Source organism: Janibacter sp. LM, assembly GCF_039631275.1.
Taxonomy (GTDB): Bacteria; Actinomycetota; Actinomycetes; order Actinomycetales; family Dermatophilaceae; genus Janibacter; species Janibacter terrae.
The window spans coordinates 1-15,452 of the sequence record NZ_JBDIVG010000048.1 but is presented as its reverse complement, the minus strand read 5'-3'; the positions used below and the strand labels follow the sequence as shown (position 1 = coordinate 15,452).

Sequence of the window (15,452 nt, the reverse complement as noted above, 5' to 3'; positions counted from 1 at the left end):
CCACGCCGCCCACCGGACACAGTCGATCGGTGGATCGAGGTTAAGCAGGAGAACCGTGAGCTCAAGGCCCGGCCACGTTGTCGCCGAGCTATCGGCCGACGAGCGGGTGTGCTTGCCCCGCCAGCCCATGCGTGGTCTACTGAGCAGAACGCGCCTCTGGTCAACAGAGGGGCAGGAAACGGCGATTGACTATAGGCCGCCCGAGGAGACTGATTCAGATGACCGACCAGACCGGCATGCTCGCCGATGTGCGGCGCGGGATGATCCCCGCGCACGTCTACAACGACCGCGAGATCTTCGAGCTCGAGAAGGAGCGGGTCTTCGCCCGTGCCTGGGTGTTCGTCGGTCACGAGTCGGAGATCGCCCAGCCCGGCGACTACGTGGTGCGCCGGGTGCTGCAGGACTCTTTCATCGTCACCCGGGACGAGGAGGGCGAGATCCGGGCGCACTTCAACATGTGCCTGCACCGCGGGATGCAGGTGTGCCGGGCGGAGATGGGCAACGCCTCGCACTTCCGCTGCCCGTACCACGGCTGGTCCTACCGCAATGACGGGCGGATCGTCGGCCTCCCATTCCACCAAGACGCTTACGGCGGCGAGGCGGGGTTCAAGCGCAATGGGCAGCGCCTACTGTCGGCGCCTAACCTGGCGACCTACAACGGGTTGATCTTCGTGTCGCTGGACCCGAACGCGCCACCCCTGGAGGAGTTCCTCGGCGACTTCCGCTTCTACCTGGACTACTACACCAAGCAGAGCGGCAGCGGCATCGAGCTGCGCGGCCCGCAGCGCTGGCGGGTCAAGGCCAACTGGAAGATCGGAGCGGAGAACTTCGCCGGCGACATGTACCACACGCCGCAGACCCACACCTCGGTGGTGGAGATCGGGCTGTTCCGGGAGCCCAAGGCCGAGAAGCGCAAGGACGGGGCCACCTACTGGGCGGGCGCCGGGGGCGGGACGACCTACAAGCTCCCCGAGGGCGACCTCGACGAGCGGCTGCGCTACGTCGGGTATCCGCAGGAAATGGTGGACCGGATGAAGCAGCATCTGTCGTCCGATCAGCTCAAGGTTATCGGCGACGACGGCTTCATGATCAGCGCGGCGTCTATCTACCCGAACCTCTCCCTCGTGCACAACTGGCCGCGGGTGGCCGACTCCGAGAACGTGCTGCCCTTCATCTCCATCCGGCAATGGCAGCCGATCAGCGAGGATGAGACCGAGGTGCTGTCGTGGTTCGCCGTCGACGCCGAGGCGCCGGAGGAGTTCAAGGCGTTGTCCTACAAGGCGTACTTGATGTGCTTCGGCTCGACAGGCATGTTCGAGCAGGATGACGTGGAGAACTGGGTCTCTCTGACCAACACCGCAGCTGGCTCCATGGCCCGCCGACTGCGGTTGAACAGCCGGATGGGCATCCTTGAGGACGACACTGAGGTGATCCCGCAGCTCACCGTCGAGCAGTTTCACGGTCCGGGGTCGGCGCACACCGGCTACAGCGAGTACAACCAGCGAGCACTGCTCAGCCGCTGGGCCGACGACCTGGAAACGCCGATGTCCATCGCGGCCACGGTCGAGGTGGGTGGACCGCGGGAGGGCGCCCCAGATGCCTCCGCAAAAATCTCGACCGCGGCCGGCGATGTCGCCGCCGCGTCGCACGGGACGGCCGCGCAGGCATGACCGACACTCATTCCGCGAGTTCTGTGCTCGGCAGGAACGCCTCCCGTGTTCAGCGGACCGGGCGGTCGCTGCCCTTCGGGGACCAGCGGCACTTGATGGCCCACCAGTGGCTGGTCGACGAGGCGTGGATGCTCGACGCCCAGTCCTACTCCGACTGGCTGGACCTTCTCACCGACGACATTCACTACCTGATGCCGGTGCGGGTCACAACCGCGCTGGGCGCCGGCTACGACACCTCTCCGGGGATGGCCCACTTCGACGAGGACAAGTACTCCCTGTCCCGGCGGGTCGCCCGGTTCCTCACCGAGCACGCATGGACCGAGGACCCGCCGTCCCGCCTGCGCCACCACCTCAGTAACGTGCGCGCCTTCGCCGCCGATCTGGACGGGCATCTGGTGGAGGACCACCTGGTGGTCGAGTCGGCGACCCTGCTTTTCCGCAGTCGTGGCGACGTCCGCGAGGGCTCGTTCGTCTCCGCCGGGCGCGAGGACGTCCTACGCCGCACTCCCGAGGGGTGGAAATTGGCCCGTCGCACGATCCTCGTGGACGACTCGGTCATGCGGATGCAGAACCTGGCGATATTCCTGTGACGCTGCACTGGGAGGGCGAGGAGGCTGATGCCCGGGCTGCGCGGCGCGCCGCAGCCGAGCGCGACGCGTTGCTCGCGGGCGTCCGCGGCGGCGCCACCACCATCGCGAACGAGTTCGCCGAGGTGCGGGTGGTCCGCGTCGATACACGCAACGGTTCCCGGCTCCTGGTCGAGTCACCGAAGTCCGGGCAGTGGGTAGCGCTGGACCCCCTAGAGCTCGAGGCTCTGACTTGGCAGAGCACCGCCACCTTCTCGGCGATGATCGGCAACCCCTTCGGCTCGCTGGTCACCGACGGAACCGCCGGCATCTGCGAAGACGGCGCGGTCCCTGAGGGCGGCAACGAGCCGCCGCAGCACCCGCCCGGGGGTGGCAGCCAGTGACCGCCGGCTGGCTCGAGGGGCGGCGAGCGCTGGTCGTGGGCGCGGGCTCGGGCATCGGCCGGGCGGTTGTGGACGTCTTCCTCGCCGAGGGAGCGCGAGTCGCGGTCCTGGAGCGCGATCCGGACAAGAGCGCGGCGATCGGGGCGGCCCTGCCCGAAGTCCCGGTCACCGTCGGCGACGCGGTCACCCGTCAGGCCAACGACGCCGCGGTCACCGCGGCGGTCGAGGCCTTCGGGGGGCTGGACGTTCTGGTCAACTGCGTGGGGGTGTTCGACTTCTACCGCAGTCTTCTCGACCTCGACGCCGACGTGCTAGACGTCGCCTTCGACGAGATGTTCCGCACCAATGTGCTTTCCCACTTGCAGTCCGTGAAAGCGGCACTGCCCCATCTGCAGGCGTCGGGGCGCGGAGTGGTGCTCCTTACAGAGTCGACGTCCTCCTATTTCCCGGGTCGAGGCGGCGTTCTGTACCTGTCCTCGAAGTTCGCCGTCCGCGGGATCGTCACGGCGCTCGCCCACGACCTGGCGCCGGAGGTGCGGGTCAACGGGGTCGCACCGGGCGGCACGCTGGGCACCGACCTGCGTGGGTTGCCTAGCCTGGGAACTGCGGGGCGCAGCCTGGGCGACATCCCGGGCCGCGCCGAGGAAGTGGCGTCCCGGGTACCGCTGCAGGTCGCGCTGACGGCTGCGGACCACGCGTGGAGCTACGTGTTCCTAGCCTCCGACCGGTCCCGTGGCATCACCGGCGGGGTGGTCCACCCCGACGGCGGGATCGGCGTCTCCGCTTCCCCCAGGAAACGTTCCTGACCCACCCCCCAGCGAACCAAAGGAGAGCTCATGCCCCGGGTGTGGGCCGACGTCAAGGCCTGTCAGGGATACGGCAACTGCATCACCGGCGCACCCGACGTCTACGACATCGACGACGACGGCAAGGTTGTGCTCCTGACCGAGGAGATCAGCGACGCCGACCGGCCGCGGGTCGAGGAAGCCGCGCGCAGTTGTCCGGCCAACGCGCTGAGCATCGAGGGCTGATGACGGATCCCCGGACCGTAGTCGTCGTCGGAGCGTCGGTCGCCGGCGTGCGGACGGCCCAGTCTCTGCGTACCGAGGGCTTCGGCGGTCGCATCGTCCTCGTGGGCGACGAGCCGGACCTGCCCTATGACAAGCCGCCGCTGTCCAAGCAATTCTTGACCGGCTGTTGGTCCGTTGAACGGATCGCGCTGCTGACCGCCGAGGCGGCGGCAGCAGCCGGGATCGAGCTGTGCCTGGGGGTCGCGGCGCAGCGTCTGGACGTCGCCGACCGGCAGGTGGTGCTGATTGATGGGAGCACGATCGACTACGACGCTGCGGTGCTCGCCACCGGTGCTGCCGCGCGCCCCGCCCCGTGGTCGGCCACATCGGGGGTGCATGTGCTGCGTTCCATGGCCGACGCACGCGCGCTGCGTGACGACCTGGAGGTCGACCGGCCAGTTGTGATCATCGGCGGGGGCTTTATTGGCGCGGAGGTGGCAGCCACCGCGCACGCCCTGGGCAGAGAAGTCACCGTCGTCGATCCCCTTTCCGCTCCGATCGGACGCGTCGTCGGCCGAGAGGTCGGAGAGTTGTTCGTCGACCTGCACACCCGGCACGGCGTGACCACGAAGTTCGGGGTGGGTGTCGAGTCGGTCGAGGGCGAAGCCGGTGACCTAACGGTGCAGTTGACCGACGGTTCGCAGTTGGCGGCGGGGACCGTCGTGGTCGGGATCGGCGCCGTTCCCAACGACGGCTGGCTGGCGGGCTCGGGCCTCCTCGTGGACGACGGCGTCGTCTGCGACGAGCACTGCCGGGCGGTCGACGCCGCCGACGTGTACGCCGTCGGTGACGTGCTGCGGTGGTTCCACCCGGGACACGGAGAGCATGTGCGAGTCGAGCACTGGACCAACGCGGTTGAGTCCGCTGCCGTGGTGGCACACAACATCGCCCACCCCGAGGAGCTGCGGTCCCACTGCCCGGTCGAGTACGTGTGGAGCGACCAGTACGACTGGAAGATTCAGATCGTCGGCCGGCCGGTTGGGGCGACCCGGCACACGCTGGTGGGGGACCTGACTAGTGCCCATCCCCGCGGAGCGGCGGTCTACACCGATGACAGCGGGGACCTGCGGGGAGCGGTCGCGGTTAACTGGCCCAAGGCGTTGCTGGTCTGCCGGAGGGCGGTGGGTGCGGGCGCGTCGTTCGACGACGTCGTCGCCCAGCTCGACCGGCTGTCGGCCGCGGGGGCGGCGCCGGCATGAGCGGTGGGTACGCCGCTGAGCGGCAGCTCGTCGCGGATGCATGTCGGGTCGCCGCAGCTCGTGGGCTGTCCGACGGGTTCCTGGGCCACGTCAGCCTGCGGATCGACGAGGAACGCTTGTTGATCCGCTGCCGCGGCCCTCAGGAGCGGGGCTTGGCCTGGACGACGGCCGCCGACGTCCACCTCGTTGACCAGGGCGGCGCCCCTGGAGCTCCGGGCGAGCTCGATGGATGGTCTCCACCGAACGAATTGCCGCTGCATGTGGAGGTGCTGCGTTCCCGGCCGGAGGCCGCCTCAGTCGTCCACGTGCACCCGCGGGCGGTAGTCGCAGCAGACCTGGCTGGCCTCGCGATCCGCCCCATCGTCGGTGCGTTCGACATCCCGGGCGCCAAGCTGGCCGCCGGCGGGGTGCCCGTCTACCCGCGTGGCGTGCTCGTTCGGAGCCGTGGCCTGGCCTTGGAGATGGTGGCGGCCATGGGTAAGCGGCCGGTCGTCGTGCTCCGCGGGCACGGCTTGACTAGCAGCGGTGGATCGGTCCAGGAAGCGGTCCTGCGGGCGATCAGCGTGGACTCTCTGGCCCGGCTGTCCCTCCAGATCGCCGCGGCGGGAGGGGCGCAAGCGGATCTGCCGGCCGAGGACTTGGCGGCGCTGCCCGACCTCGGACCGGGCTTCAACGAGGGCGTGGCGTGGCGGCATGAAGTCGCCAGGATGGGGTGACCGCCGGGGCGCAGGTCCTCGGCGTCGGTCCCTGCGCAGCAGACACCCCGTAGCCTCAGACCCATGAGAGCGATGTCGAACCTGCCGCCGACACCGGAATTTGGCTCGGCGCCGCAGTACCCGATCGAGTCGGTGGACAACGCACTCCGGGTGGTGCTGCTGCTGGGGGAGCACCCCAGCCTGCGGCTGACGGACGTCAGCAAGTACCTGGGGGTGGCATCATCCACTGCCCACCGGCTGCTTGCCATGCTCCAGTACCGCGGCTACGTCCGGCAGGATGCCGCGACGCGCAGTTACGTCCCGGGGCCGACCCTGGACTCGCTGGCCTTCGGTCTGCTGCGCCGACTCGACGCCCGAGACCGGGCACGGCCGGTGCTCGAGCGGCTCAACAACGATCTGGGGGAGACGGTGCACCTGGGCCGGCTCGAGGGGAACGAGGTCCACTTTATCGATTCCATCGAGAGTGATCGGGCCCTGCGAGTGGCCAACCGGCTCGGGCGCAGCATGCCCGCCCATTGCACTTCCACCGGCAAGGCGCTGCTGGCCATGCTGACTGACGATGAGCTACATCTGCTGTATCCCGACGAGCGGCTCATCCAGCTCACCCCGCATTCGCTAGGCACCCGGACCGAGCTTCTCGACGCGGTGCGCACGATCCGTTCCCGGGGGTTCGCGACGAGCAAGGAGGAGAGCGAGGAGGGTGTCGCCTCCCTCGCCGTCGCGCTGGCCTCGACCCGCTCTCCGCGGTTGGCGGTCAACGCCTCGCTGCCGCTCAGTCGCATGAGCTCGGCGACCGAGCAGGACATCCTCACTCGGCTGGTAGCTGCGGCGGAGGAGATCGACCACCTCCTGCTCTGATCGGCGTGGTCAGTCCGAGGTCGGCTGGGCCTCAGGCGGGACTGGGCTGCCCGCCGTCCCGGTCCAGCCGGTTGCCGGTCCCCTGGACGTGGCGCACAAAGGACCGCACCGCCGGGGCGATGCCTCCTTCGCGTGACCAGTAGATCCACAGCGGGGCGCTCATCGGGGTGTGCTCGTCGACCAGCGCTGGCCATCTCGCCGAGTCGTCGGCACTGAGGTTGTCGTCGGCGATGACGGCCACGCCCAGCCCGGCCCGGGCGAGCGCAACGAGTGTGGTGGCGTTGACGCTCTCCGACGTGATGTCGAGCCCGAAGCCCCCTGCCCGCAGCGCCGGCTCCAGCAGGCGCCGGGTGAGGCTATCGGCGGACCCGGTGAGCACCGGCTGGTCACGCAATTCAGCGACCGAGACGTGGCTCCGGCCCCGCCACGCGTGGTCGTCGGAGGTCACCACCGCCAGCCGCACGTCGCCGAGCTGGTGGCCCGCAAGACGCTGGTCGGCCTGCCCGAGGCCCGTCACGAGATCGACGTCCCCGTTAAGCACCTGTTCGATCGCGGGCAGGCCCGAGTACTCGTGGACGGCGACGTGGATAGCGGGATGCGCCGACCGGAAGGTGCCGATCAGGGGCGCGAGGAACCGTGGCACGTGCGGATATGCGCAGGCCACCGTGACGACGCCCGCTCGACCGCGAGCGAGTTCGTGGGCAAACTGGGAGACCGACTCCGCTCGATTCAGCAGGTAGTCGGCGCGGGGCAGCAATTGATTCCCGGCACCGGTGAGCTGTACTCCGCGGCCGGACCTCTCGAAGAGGGCGATGCCCAGCTCCGCCTCCAGCGCCTTGACCGAACGCCACAGCGAGGGCTGCGGCACGTCGAGGGTGGCGGCGGCGCGGAGGAACGACCCCTCGCGGGCCACCGCATGGAGATACCTGAGTTGACGCAGCTCCACGCATGGCTCCTAGTTACACCAGTGAATAGCTCGATCCCAGAATAGACCGTAGACAGCGCGTGATGAGGGTCATACGCTCCTACGTGTACTGCAAGGCAGAAAGTCGTCCTACCTTAAGGAGAATTGGATGTCGGAGTCTGGTGGAGGAACCGTGGCCACTGCGCGGCAGCGTCAGCTGGTCGAGCGGGCACTCGGTGAGTGGCAGGGCGAGGTGGCGGGTCGAGTCATCGTTGTCACCGGTGGAGCCCGCGGCATCGGCCGTTCCCTCTGCGAGGGACTGTTGCGCGCCGGCGCCAAGGTCGTTGCAGCGGACCTGACGTGGGACGACGCTGACGACTTCCGCAAGCAGCTGGAGTCGGACGGCAGCGGCATGGCCGTCGACATGGACATCACCGACGACGACGCCCTCGACGCCGCCCGAGACGCTGTAATCGACAGGTTCGGGACCGTCGACGTCCTAGTGAACAACGCGTCTCTGGTCTCCGAAACCCTCTTCCCGCCCACAGGCCACCGGAACACCCTTGACACGACCGACCGCGACTGGGAGGTGATGTTCGGCGTCAACGTGTTCGGCACGCTGAAGGCCATCCGCCGGTTCATCGAGCCGATGCGGGCCCAGCAGCGGGGCAGCATCGTCAACGTCGTCAGCAGTGGCGTCCTGGCCGTCGCCGCCGGCGGCGGCTACCACGGGCTGCGCCCGTGGACGGTCGAGATGCCTTACCAGGCCACCAAGGCCGCCGTGATGGCGCTGACCTTCTACCTCGCCGAGGAGGTGCGCGGCGACGGGGTCGCGGTTAACGCGATCATGCCGGGGCACACCCGAGCGTCGTGGTTCGACGCCACCGCCCGGGCCTTCAACGAGCAGGGCATCGCCTACTTCATGCGCCCGGCGATTCCCGAGCACCTGCTGCCGATCTCGCTCTTCCTCGCAGCCCAGGACAGCGCGGGGGCGTCCGGGCGCCTCTACTACGTGCCGGAGTGGAACTACGACCACGGCTACGGGGACTACGCCGCGTGGCAGGACCATGAGCTGCCTCCGGACATGGAGGAGATCTACAGCCGGCTGGAAGCCGCGACCCCGTCATACGAGCGGGCCGGCGTGGCCCACCTCCCCTTCGACGCGCAGGGCGCCCTGTACGCCGCGGGCATGGCTAACCTCGGGGCCCAGAACAGTTGGACCAGCAATGACAGCGCTCAGTGATACCGCAGACGCCCAGACGATCCGCTTACAGGTGGGCCGTTCGGGTCCGCCCTCCCATCTCACCTCACGCAACCCGTCAGACCCCGAGAGGACCCGATCATGACCAGCATTAGCGAACGCCCCGTTGACGTGGCCTCCGCAGGACTGCACGACCTGGTGAAGCCCGACGAGGGCGCCGTCAGCCGAACGGTCTTCGTCGACGAGGCAATCTACCGCAAGGAATTGGACCGGGTATTCACCAAGACGTGGTTGTTCATCGGCCACGAGTCCCAGTTGAGTGAGCCGGGCGACTACCTGACGAACTTCATGGGCGAGGACCCTGTGATCGCCACTCGCGGTGCGGACGGAGTGATCCGGGTGATGCTCAACTCCTGCGCCCACCGGGGCATGGCCGTGTGTAGCACCGACGCCGGGTCCTCGAAGTTCTTCCGCTGCCCCTACCACGGCTGGACCTACAGCAACAACGGCGATCTGATCGGTGTACCGCGCGCAGATACCGTCTACCATGGCGAGCTGGACAAGTCGCGGCTAGGTCTGAAGGCCGTTCCGCGGGTGGAGAACTACAAGGGCTTCATCTTCGCCAATTGGGACGAGGACGCCATCCCGCTGGTGGACTACCTCGGCGCTGACCAGCTCTGGTATCTGGACCTGGCCTTCGAGGCGCCGCTCGGCGGGCTCGAGGTGATCGGCCCCACGATGAAGTTCCGGATCAAGGCCAACTGGAAGCTGGCGGCGGAGAACTTCGCCGGCGACGACTACCACGTGCTCTACACACATGGGTCGGCCTTCCAGATCGGCTTCCTCCCCGATTACGACACGCTCGGCGACTACATCGCACATTTCGACCACGGCCACGGGATGGGCGACATCGGCAAGCCCGGCCGGGCCTATCAGAACGACGTCGGGATGGCTCAGTTCCTCGGGCCGGAGGCGATCGAGTACGTCAACGCCGTGCACGAGCGGCTCAAGGCCCGGGTCTCCCCGCTGCAGGCGGAGATGCACGGGCTCGGTCAGGGCAATATCTTCCCGAACCTGTCATGGATCAAGTTCGGCGTCTTCCACGTCTTCGGGCTCTTCCAATGGCACCCGAGGGGACCGGGTGAGATCGAGGTCTGGCAGACGGCGCTCTTCGACCGCGACGCGCCGCAGTCGGTCAAGGACGTCGCCCGCACCCAGATGTCCCAGGAGAATGCCGCGGCCGGGATCTTCGGCCAGGACGATGGCGAGAACTTCGAGCAAATCACCGAGTCCGCCCGCGGGGTGGTCTCCCAGACCCGGGATTTCAACTACGCGATGGGCCTGGGGCACGAGGGCGAGATCCACGAGGAGGGATACCCCGGCCATTTGGGGCCCCACTACTCGGAGCAGAACCACCGCAACTTCTATCGCTACTGGCTCGAACTCATGACCACCCCGGGAGAGCAGAAATGACCACTTCCCTCACCGATCTGCGCCGCGACGTAGAGGACTTCCTCTACAGCGAGGCCAAGATGCTCGACGAGCAACGCTACGACGAGTGGCTCGACCTGTTCACCGAGGATGTCCATTACTGGATGCCGATCACGGAGACCCGTGAGGTGCGGCAGCACCGGGACCACGTCCCCGGCGAGTGGTCGCTCATGGAGGAGGACGCCCGCTTCCTCGCCAAGCGGATGGAGCGCTTGGCCGGTGGCCTTGCCCACTCGGAGCAGCCGCGGTCGCGGACGCGTCGGTTCATCAGCAACGTCCTGGTCACCCCCGGGCCGGACGGCGACCTGGTAGCGGAGTGCAACTTCATCGTCTTCCAGTCCCGGCGGGCCAACTCCGAGCAGTTCTTCGTCGGCTCCCGTCGCGACCGGATCGTGACCTCCGGTGAGAACTGGAAGATCGCCGAACGGACCGTGCTCCTCGACCACCGGGTGCTGCCCCGTGCCATCTCCATCTTCTTCTGAGGCCCAGGCGGCTGACCTCGACGGCAGTCGGGACGTCGGGGCTGATGGCGCACCAGAGCCGAGTTCTTGGCTGCGCACCGGCTCTGCCGACGGCGAGCTCGTAGTCAGCAACGAGTTCGCCCGGGTGCGGGTACGCGCCGACCGAGACGGCAACGACCTTCGCCTGGCCATCCGTAGCCTGCGCACCGGCCGCGAGGTCTTCCTTGACGCGCTGCAGCTGGAGAGCCTCACTTGGCTCGACGAGAGGGCCTACACGACATTGCTCACCGAGCCGTTCGGACCGGAGTGACCGACCATCCCGCACCGGCCGCACGGCCGAACAGAGAGGAGCCTCAACGTGACGAGCGCTGAAGGGGGAACGGCCCAGCCCCAGGGGAACTCGTTCTGGGTGGACCTGCTGGGAACCGAGGTCCGGTACCGCCAGGCGAGCTCTTACCGCACCCGCAGCATCGAGGCAGGCGCCGGTGAGCCGGTAGTCCTGCTGCACGGCGTGAGCGGGCACGCCGAGACCTGGGTGCGCAACGTCGCCGTCCTCGGCCGGGACTTCCGCGTGCATGCCATTGACATGCTGGGTCACGGCTTCACCGACAAGCCGCAGATCGAGTACTCGATCCGCGCGCTCGCCGAGCACGTGCTCGGCTTCCTCGACGAGATCGGCGCCTCGCGAGCCCACCTGGTCGGGCAGTCTCTCGGTGGCTGGGTCGCGGCGTTTCTCGCCGTCCACCACCCCGAGCGGGTCGCCTCGCTCGTCAGCGTCACCGGGGCGGGGCTGCAGGTGGACGCCGACGGTGCCACGCTGACCGAGAACGTCGGCCGACAGGTCGCGGAGGCCACCACCAAGGCTCTGGACACCCCGACCCGGGAGAAGGTCCGGACTCGGCTGGAATGGCTGGTGCATGACCCGTCCGTGGTCACCGACGAACTGGTGGAGACCCGGTACCGGATCTACGCCAGCCCGGACTTCGCCGCCACCGCCGGTGACATGGTCGCCGCATTCACCTCCCGGCCCCGGCCGGAGGAACTGCTGACCGCCGAGCGGCTCGCGACGATCAACTGCCCGACGCTCGTGCTGTGGACCCGGCAGAACCCGACCATGCCGTGGCCGGTGGGGGAGGCGGCCAGCCGGATCATTCCCGATGCAACGTTCCGTCTGATGGAGGACGCTGGTCACTGGCCGCAGTTCGAGAAGCCGGCGGAGTTCCACGCTGTCGTCGGCGGTTTCCTGCGTTCGGTCACCGCGGGGCGCCGAGGTGGGCGCACCGACGGCGACGGCGACGGCGGCCCCACGGATCCGGCCACCAACCGGCAACGGGCGGCCCGCTGATGGGCAGCCTGGTAGGTGCGTACGCGACGTCCCACACGGCGATGATGATCCGAAAGTTTCAACCGGACAACGACGTGCACGCCGCAGTCCATCAGGCCTTCGCTCAGGTGCGTGCGGAGGTTGACCGGCTGTCCCCTGACGTGCTCGTCGTCGTCAGCAGCGAGCACCTAAAATCCTTCAGCTACGACAGCTTTCCGCAGATATGCGTCGGAATCGGAGAGATAGCCACCGGTTGGGGCGATGGAGGAGTGGCCAGCGCCGAGGTCCCACTTGCTGGCGCCTTCGCTGCCCAACTGCTCTCCGAGGGGGTGGCCACCGGGTTCGACCTCGCGTTCTCCGCCAACCCGAAGCTCGACCATGCGTTCATGGCACCATTGACCCTCATCCGACCAGAGATGGACATCCCGGTGGTCCCGGTGTTCCAGAACGCCAACACCGAGCCTCTGCCACCCCTGTGGCGCAGCGCCCAACTGGGGAAACTGCTGCGCGACGTCATCACGCGACGGCCCGCAGCCGAAACAGTGGTCGTGCTCGGGACCGGCGGGCTCTCCCACTGGGTCGGCACGCCGGAGATGGGCCAGATCAACTCCGCCTTCGACGAGCGGTTCCTGCAGCACGTGCGCGCAGGGGACCTCGGCGCGATCCTCGTCATGAAGACCGCCGACGTCCTCGCTGAGGCCGGCAATGGTGCCCCGGAGATCCGCAACTGGGTCACCGCGATGGCCGCCGCGTCCAGTCAGGAGGGCTGGGGAGTGTCGGAGCCTGAGCGGAGGCCCAGATCGGGGGGGGAGCCGACGGCCCGTGGGCCGAGAGGGGTCGTCCTGGCCTACGAGTCCGTCCCGGACTGGGCGACCGGGATCGCGCTGGCTCGGTTGGCCCCCGAGGAGGAACCGTGAACTTACCCCTGGACCAGGTCATCCGCCGGGTCATCCGGGATCCGGAGTTTCGTTCCATTGCGGAAGAGTCGGGCCAGCTCGCGGCCGACCTCGCAGGCGTACGGCTGGCCGATCTTGCGGCCGTCCTGGAGGGCGACCTGGTCACCCTCCATCAAAGGGGCGCCCACCCACTGCTGATCATGCAGCTGGCCGGTGCGCTCAGGATCGATCCGATGCGGCGCTTCGCCGCCGAACAGACTGCCCATGACCTAACCACGGAGGCGACGATGAACATCACGGTAGACCACCAGCGGTGTGAGGGCTTCGCCTCGTGCGTCGTGACCGCGCCCGAGCTCTTCGACCTCGATGACGAGCGCAGCGTCGCCGTCGTTCTGGAGCCTGTTGCCGGTGGCCCCCGCACCCACGCCTTAGCGCTCGAGGCCGCCGCAAGCTGCCCGGTGCGGGCCATCACCGTCCTCGACCCCCCGGTGGAGGAGCCATCGCTGCACGAGGCGCGGCCGGTGACCGACGGAGTATCCCCGGACGCGGTGGCAACCGCGGTCGAGGACGACTCCATGAGGCGGAGGTGACCGGTACGCCCTGTGCCCCGGTTCATGACGTGCTACCGCCGATGTTGGCGGCCGGCTACGCCGTTCAGCAGGTTCTCTCCGCTCGCGCTCTCGAGGGCGGCGCGGGCAAAACGACGACCGCCACGCACCTCGCCCGGGCTTACCAACTCGACGGGTTGAACACGACCCTGATCGACTCCGACCCGGAAGGGTAGCGCGCGCGACTGGGCCGCGGCATCCGAAGGCAACCCGGTGATGACTGTCGGCATCGACCGCCCCACCTTGGATCGCGACGTCCGCCGGCTCACAGCCGACACCGCGTCGCAGCTCCCGCACTGAACGAGCGGCGCCGACCGACGCCGCTCCCTGAGAGAAAGAAGCACACAATGTCAAACTCGCTCGATGGCAAGGTCGCACTCGTCACCGGTGGTGGCGGAGGGATCGGGCGCGAGACCGCGAAGGTCCTCGTCGACCATGGCGCACGGGTCGTCGTCGCCGACCTGTCCGAGGATGCCGGCAACGGGACGCTCGAGTACATCGACGGCGGAGACGCCGTGGCGTTCGTCCGGGCGGACGTGACCGACCTCGCGTCGATGCAGCACCTGGTCCAGGCCGCGGTGGACCGCTACGGCCGACTCGACATCGCGCACAACAACGCCGGCATCGAGGTCACCGGCCCCGACCTCGCCGACGTCACGGTGGAGCAGTTCGACAAGGTGATCGCCGTCAACCTCACCGGAGTGTTCATCAGCATGAAGGCCGAGATCCCGCAGATGCTGGCGCAGGGCGGCGGATCCATCATCAACACCGCCTCGTCCCTCGGGCAGGCCGCCCTCGCCCACCAGTCCGCCTACGTCACGTCGAAGCACGGCGTCATCGGCCTCACCCGAGCCGCCGCGGTGGAGTACTCCGACAAAGGCATCCGCGTGAACGCAGTGCTGCCCGGGGTGATCCAGACGCCAATGATAGACGCGCTGGAGGAGACCTACCCCGGCTTCAAGGACGCGCTGCTGACGAAGCACCCGATCGGCCGACTCGGCACGCCGCACGACATCGCCGAGATGGTCGCGTGGCTCGGTTCCGACGCGGCCGCCTTCGCGACCGGCTCGCAGTTCGCCGTCGACGGCGGGTACCTCGCGATTTAGACGAGGTGGCCACGACGGACGGGAGGCACGGTGTCAGCTGGCACCGTGCCTCCCGTCCGTCACCGGTCGCGCCGCCGTCGACGCTGTAGTTCTGTCCGGTCACCCAAGAGGACTCGTCGGAGGCCAGGTAGAGCGCCATGTACGCGATGTCCTCGCCCGTGCCGGGGCGTTGAATGAGCGCGTTGCCGACCTGCCAGGCCTTGCCCTCCGCGTCCACCGTCTTGTCCGTCGCCGGTCAGCGTTCCCGGACCAGGCCACCGCCTACCGGGCCGTGTTCCGGTGGGCGAACCGCTACAACACTCGCCGGCGCCACTCCGCGATCGGCAACATCAGCCCGAACGCCTACGAAGCCGCGCGCTCCGCTACGCTCGCGGAAGCGGCATAACCGAACCGACACCGTGTCCACGATCAAGGGCCAAGGCCCGACGACGGGTGGGTCGGTCTCGGATCGGGTCGGTCTACCCGATGACGGACGATCCGCGGGGCCCCACGGGAGACGAAGGGGGAAGCGCTCCGCGCTCCCCCCTCACCCGGTGCTCCCACCTCGCCACGGCGAGAACACCACCGTCAGCTCCTCGAGCATCACGTCCCACGCCAAGCAGCAGCCATGCACCGACGGCGGCCGCCTGCTCGGCGCTGATCCCGGCGCAGCCGTGCTCGAGGGCGTGAGTGACGATCTGCGCTTCGCCGCTCCACGAGATCCTGGGTCGGTCCGAGGTAGAAGCGGTCCACGGCGGCGGCACCGGTGAGTTCGAGGACGACGTAGTGCTGCCGGGTCGGGGTCGTGCTCGGGGTCGACGGGGCACCCCGCCACCGGTTCGGGGTCCGGGTCAGAGAGCCCGGCGGATCGGCTGAACGATGACCACGCGGTCGGGGTCGGTGGGGCTCTCGAAGCGGACCGGGCGCAGTGTGCCCGAGGCGGAGAGGTGGACCTCCTCGTCGACCAGGGCCTTCAGCGCGGCCGTGAGATAGCGGCTG

Annotated in this window: 18 protein-coding genes; 17 read left to right on the top strand and 1 reads right to left on the bottom strand. The window is 68.4% G+C overall.

From position 1 onward, the window contains the following. Window positions 1–218: 218 nt before the first annotated feature. The 8 genes from ABC138_RS16925 to ABC138_RS16890 all read left to right on the top strand — a co-directional run bounded on the left by ABC138_RS16925 (window position 219) and on the right by ABC138_RS16890 (window position 6,483). The gene (locus ABC138_RS16925) at window positions 219–1,670 is read left to right on the top strand and encodes a Rieske 2Fe-2S domain-containing protein (RefSeq protein ID WP_068329740.1); all 1,452 of its coding nucleotides are present in this window, start codon (window positions 219–221) and stop codon (window positions 1,668–1,670) included. Then, the gene (locus ABC138_RS16920) at window positions 1,667–2,260 is read left to right on the top strand and encodes a 3-phenylpropionate/cinnamic acid dioxygenase subunit beta (protein WP_068329738.1); all 594 of its coding nucleotides are present in this window, start codon (window positions 1,667–1,669) and stop codon (window positions 2,258–2,260) included. Before ABC138_RS16925 ends, ABC138_RS16920 begins: the two co-directional genes overlap by 4 nt. Then, on the top strand, window positions 2,257–2,640 hold the full coding sequence (locus ABC138_RS16915) for a hypothetical protein (RefSeq protein WP_255218357.1): 384 nt from the start codon (window positions 2,257–2,259) through the stop codon (window positions 2,638–2,640). The genes ABC138_RS16920 and ABC138_RS16915 overlap by 4 nt, the downstream gene beginning before the upstream one ends. Next, on the top strand, window positions 2,637–3,446 hold the full coding sequence (hcaB, locus tag ABC138_RS16910; protein ID WP_068329736.1) for a 3-(cis-5,6-dihydroxycyclohexa-1,3-dien-1-yl)propanoate dehydrogenase: 810 nt from the start codon (window positions 2,637–2,639) through the stop codon (window positions 3,444–3,446). Before ABC138_RS16915 ends, hcaB begins: the two co-directional genes overlap by 4 nt. Before the next feature lie 30 nt (window positions 3,447–3,476). Next, a complete protein-coding gene (locus tag ABC138_RS16905; RefSeq protein WP_345914400.1) occupies window positions 3,477–3,671 on the top strand; it encodes a ferredoxin in 195 nt (64 codons plus the stop codon). Next, the gene (locus ABC138_RS16900; protein WP_068329732.1) at window positions 3,671–4,909 is read left to right on the top strand and encodes an FAD-dependent oxidoreductase; all 1,239 of its coding nucleotides are present in this window, start codon (window positions 3,671–3,673) and stop codon (window positions 4,907–4,909) included. The genes ABC138_RS16905 and ABC138_RS16900 overlap by 1 nt, the downstream gene beginning before the upstream one ends. Beyond that, window positions 4,906–5,625 (top strand): class II aldolase/adducin family protein, encoded by a 720-nt coding sequence (locus ABC138_RS16895; protein ID WP_068329729.1) that lies wholly within the window; start codon window positions 4,906–4,908, stop codon window positions 5,623–5,625. The genes ABC138_RS16900 and ABC138_RS16895 overlap by 4 nt, the downstream gene beginning before the upstream one ends. Before the next feature lie 63 nt (window positions 5,626–5,688). Next, a complete protein-coding gene (locus tag ABC138_RS16890) occupies window positions 5,689–6,483 on the top strand; it encodes an IclR family transcriptional regulator (RefSeq protein ID WP_207084496.1) in 795 nt (264 codons plus the stop codon). Window positions 6,484–6,514: 31 nt separating this feature from the next. On the opposite strand, the gene ABC138_RS16885 is transcribed toward ABC138_RS16890, so the two are convergent. After that, entirely contained in the window at window positions 6,515–7,429 is a 915-nt protein-coding gene (locus tag ABC138_RS16885; RefSeq protein WP_068329723.1) for a LysR family transcriptional regulator, read from the bottom strand. 127 nt (window positions 7,430–7,556) lie between these two features. Between ABC138_RS16885 and ABC138_RS16880 the strand changes: the two genes are divergently transcribed. From ABC138_RS16880 to ABC138_RS16840, 9 genes are all read left to right on the top strand, one after another. Next, window positions 7,557–8,630, top strand: coding sequence for an SDR family oxidoreductase (locus tag ABC138_RS16880; RefSeq protein WP_032491529.1), 1,074 nt, complete (start codon window positions 7,557–7,559; stop codon window positions 8,628–8,630). Window positions 8,631–8,729: 99 nt separating this feature from the next. After that, window positions 8,730–10,061 carry an aromatic ring-hydroxylating dioxygenase subunit alpha gene (locus tag ABC138_RS16875; protein WP_032491530.1) on the top strand — a complete coding sequence of 444 codons (1,332 nt, stop codon included), beginning with the start codon at window positions 8,730–8,732 and terminating at the stop codon, window positions 10,059–10,061. Continuing rightward, window positions 10,058–10,561, top strand: a complete 504-nt coding sequence (locus tag ABC138_RS16870) for an aromatic-ring-hydroxylating dioxygenase subunit beta (RefSeq protein ID WP_032491531.1) — start codon at window positions 10,058–10,060, stop codon at window positions 10,559–10,561. The genes ABC138_RS16875 and ABC138_RS16870 overlap by 4 nt, the downstream gene beginning before the upstream one ends. After that, a complete protein-coding gene (locus ABC138_RS16865; protein ID WP_169702089.1) occupies window positions 10,539–10,850 on the top strand; it encodes a hypothetical protein in 312 nt (103 codons plus the stop codon). Before ABC138_RS16870 ends, ABC138_RS16865 begins: the two co-directional genes overlap by 23 nt. A 48-nt stretch (window positions 10,851–10,898) precedes the next feature. Further along, the gene (locus ABC138_RS16860) at window positions 10,899–11,885 is read left to right on the top strand and encodes an alpha/beta fold hydrolase (RefSeq protein WP_032491532.1); all 987 of its coding nucleotides are present in this window, start codon (window positions 10,899–10,901) and stop codon (window positions 11,883–11,885) included. Further along, complete coding sequence (locus ABC138_RS16855; RefSeq protein ID WP_068329717.1) at window positions 11,885–12,781, top strand: extradiol dioxygenase; 897 nt, start codon at window positions 11,885–11,887, stop codon at window positions 12,779–12,781. The genes ABC138_RS16860 and ABC138_RS16855 overlap by 1 nt, the downstream gene beginning before the upstream one ends. Further along, window positions 12,778–13,350 carry a ferredoxin gene (locus ABC138_RS16850; RefSeq protein ID WP_032491534.1) on the top strand — a complete coding sequence of 191 codons (573 nt, stop codon included), beginning with the start codon at window positions 12,778–12,780 and terminating at the stop codon, window positions 13,348–13,350. Before ABC138_RS16855 ends, ABC138_RS16850 begins: the two co-directional genes overlap by 4 nt. A 41-nt stretch (window positions 13,351–13,391) precedes the next feature. Continuing rightward, window positions 13,392–13,544: a hypothetical protein gene (locus ABC138_RS16845; protein WP_345914401.1), complete on the top strand. Its 153-nt coding sequence runs from the start codon at window positions 13,392–13,394 to the stop codon at window positions 13,542–13,544. Window positions 13,545–13,715: 171 nt separating this feature from the next. After that, entirely contained in the window at window positions 13,716–14,474 is a 759-nt protein-coding gene (locus ABC138_RS16840) for a glucose 1-dehydrogenase (protein WP_032491535.1), read from the top strand. Window positions 14,475–15,452 lie beyond the last annotated feature (978 nt).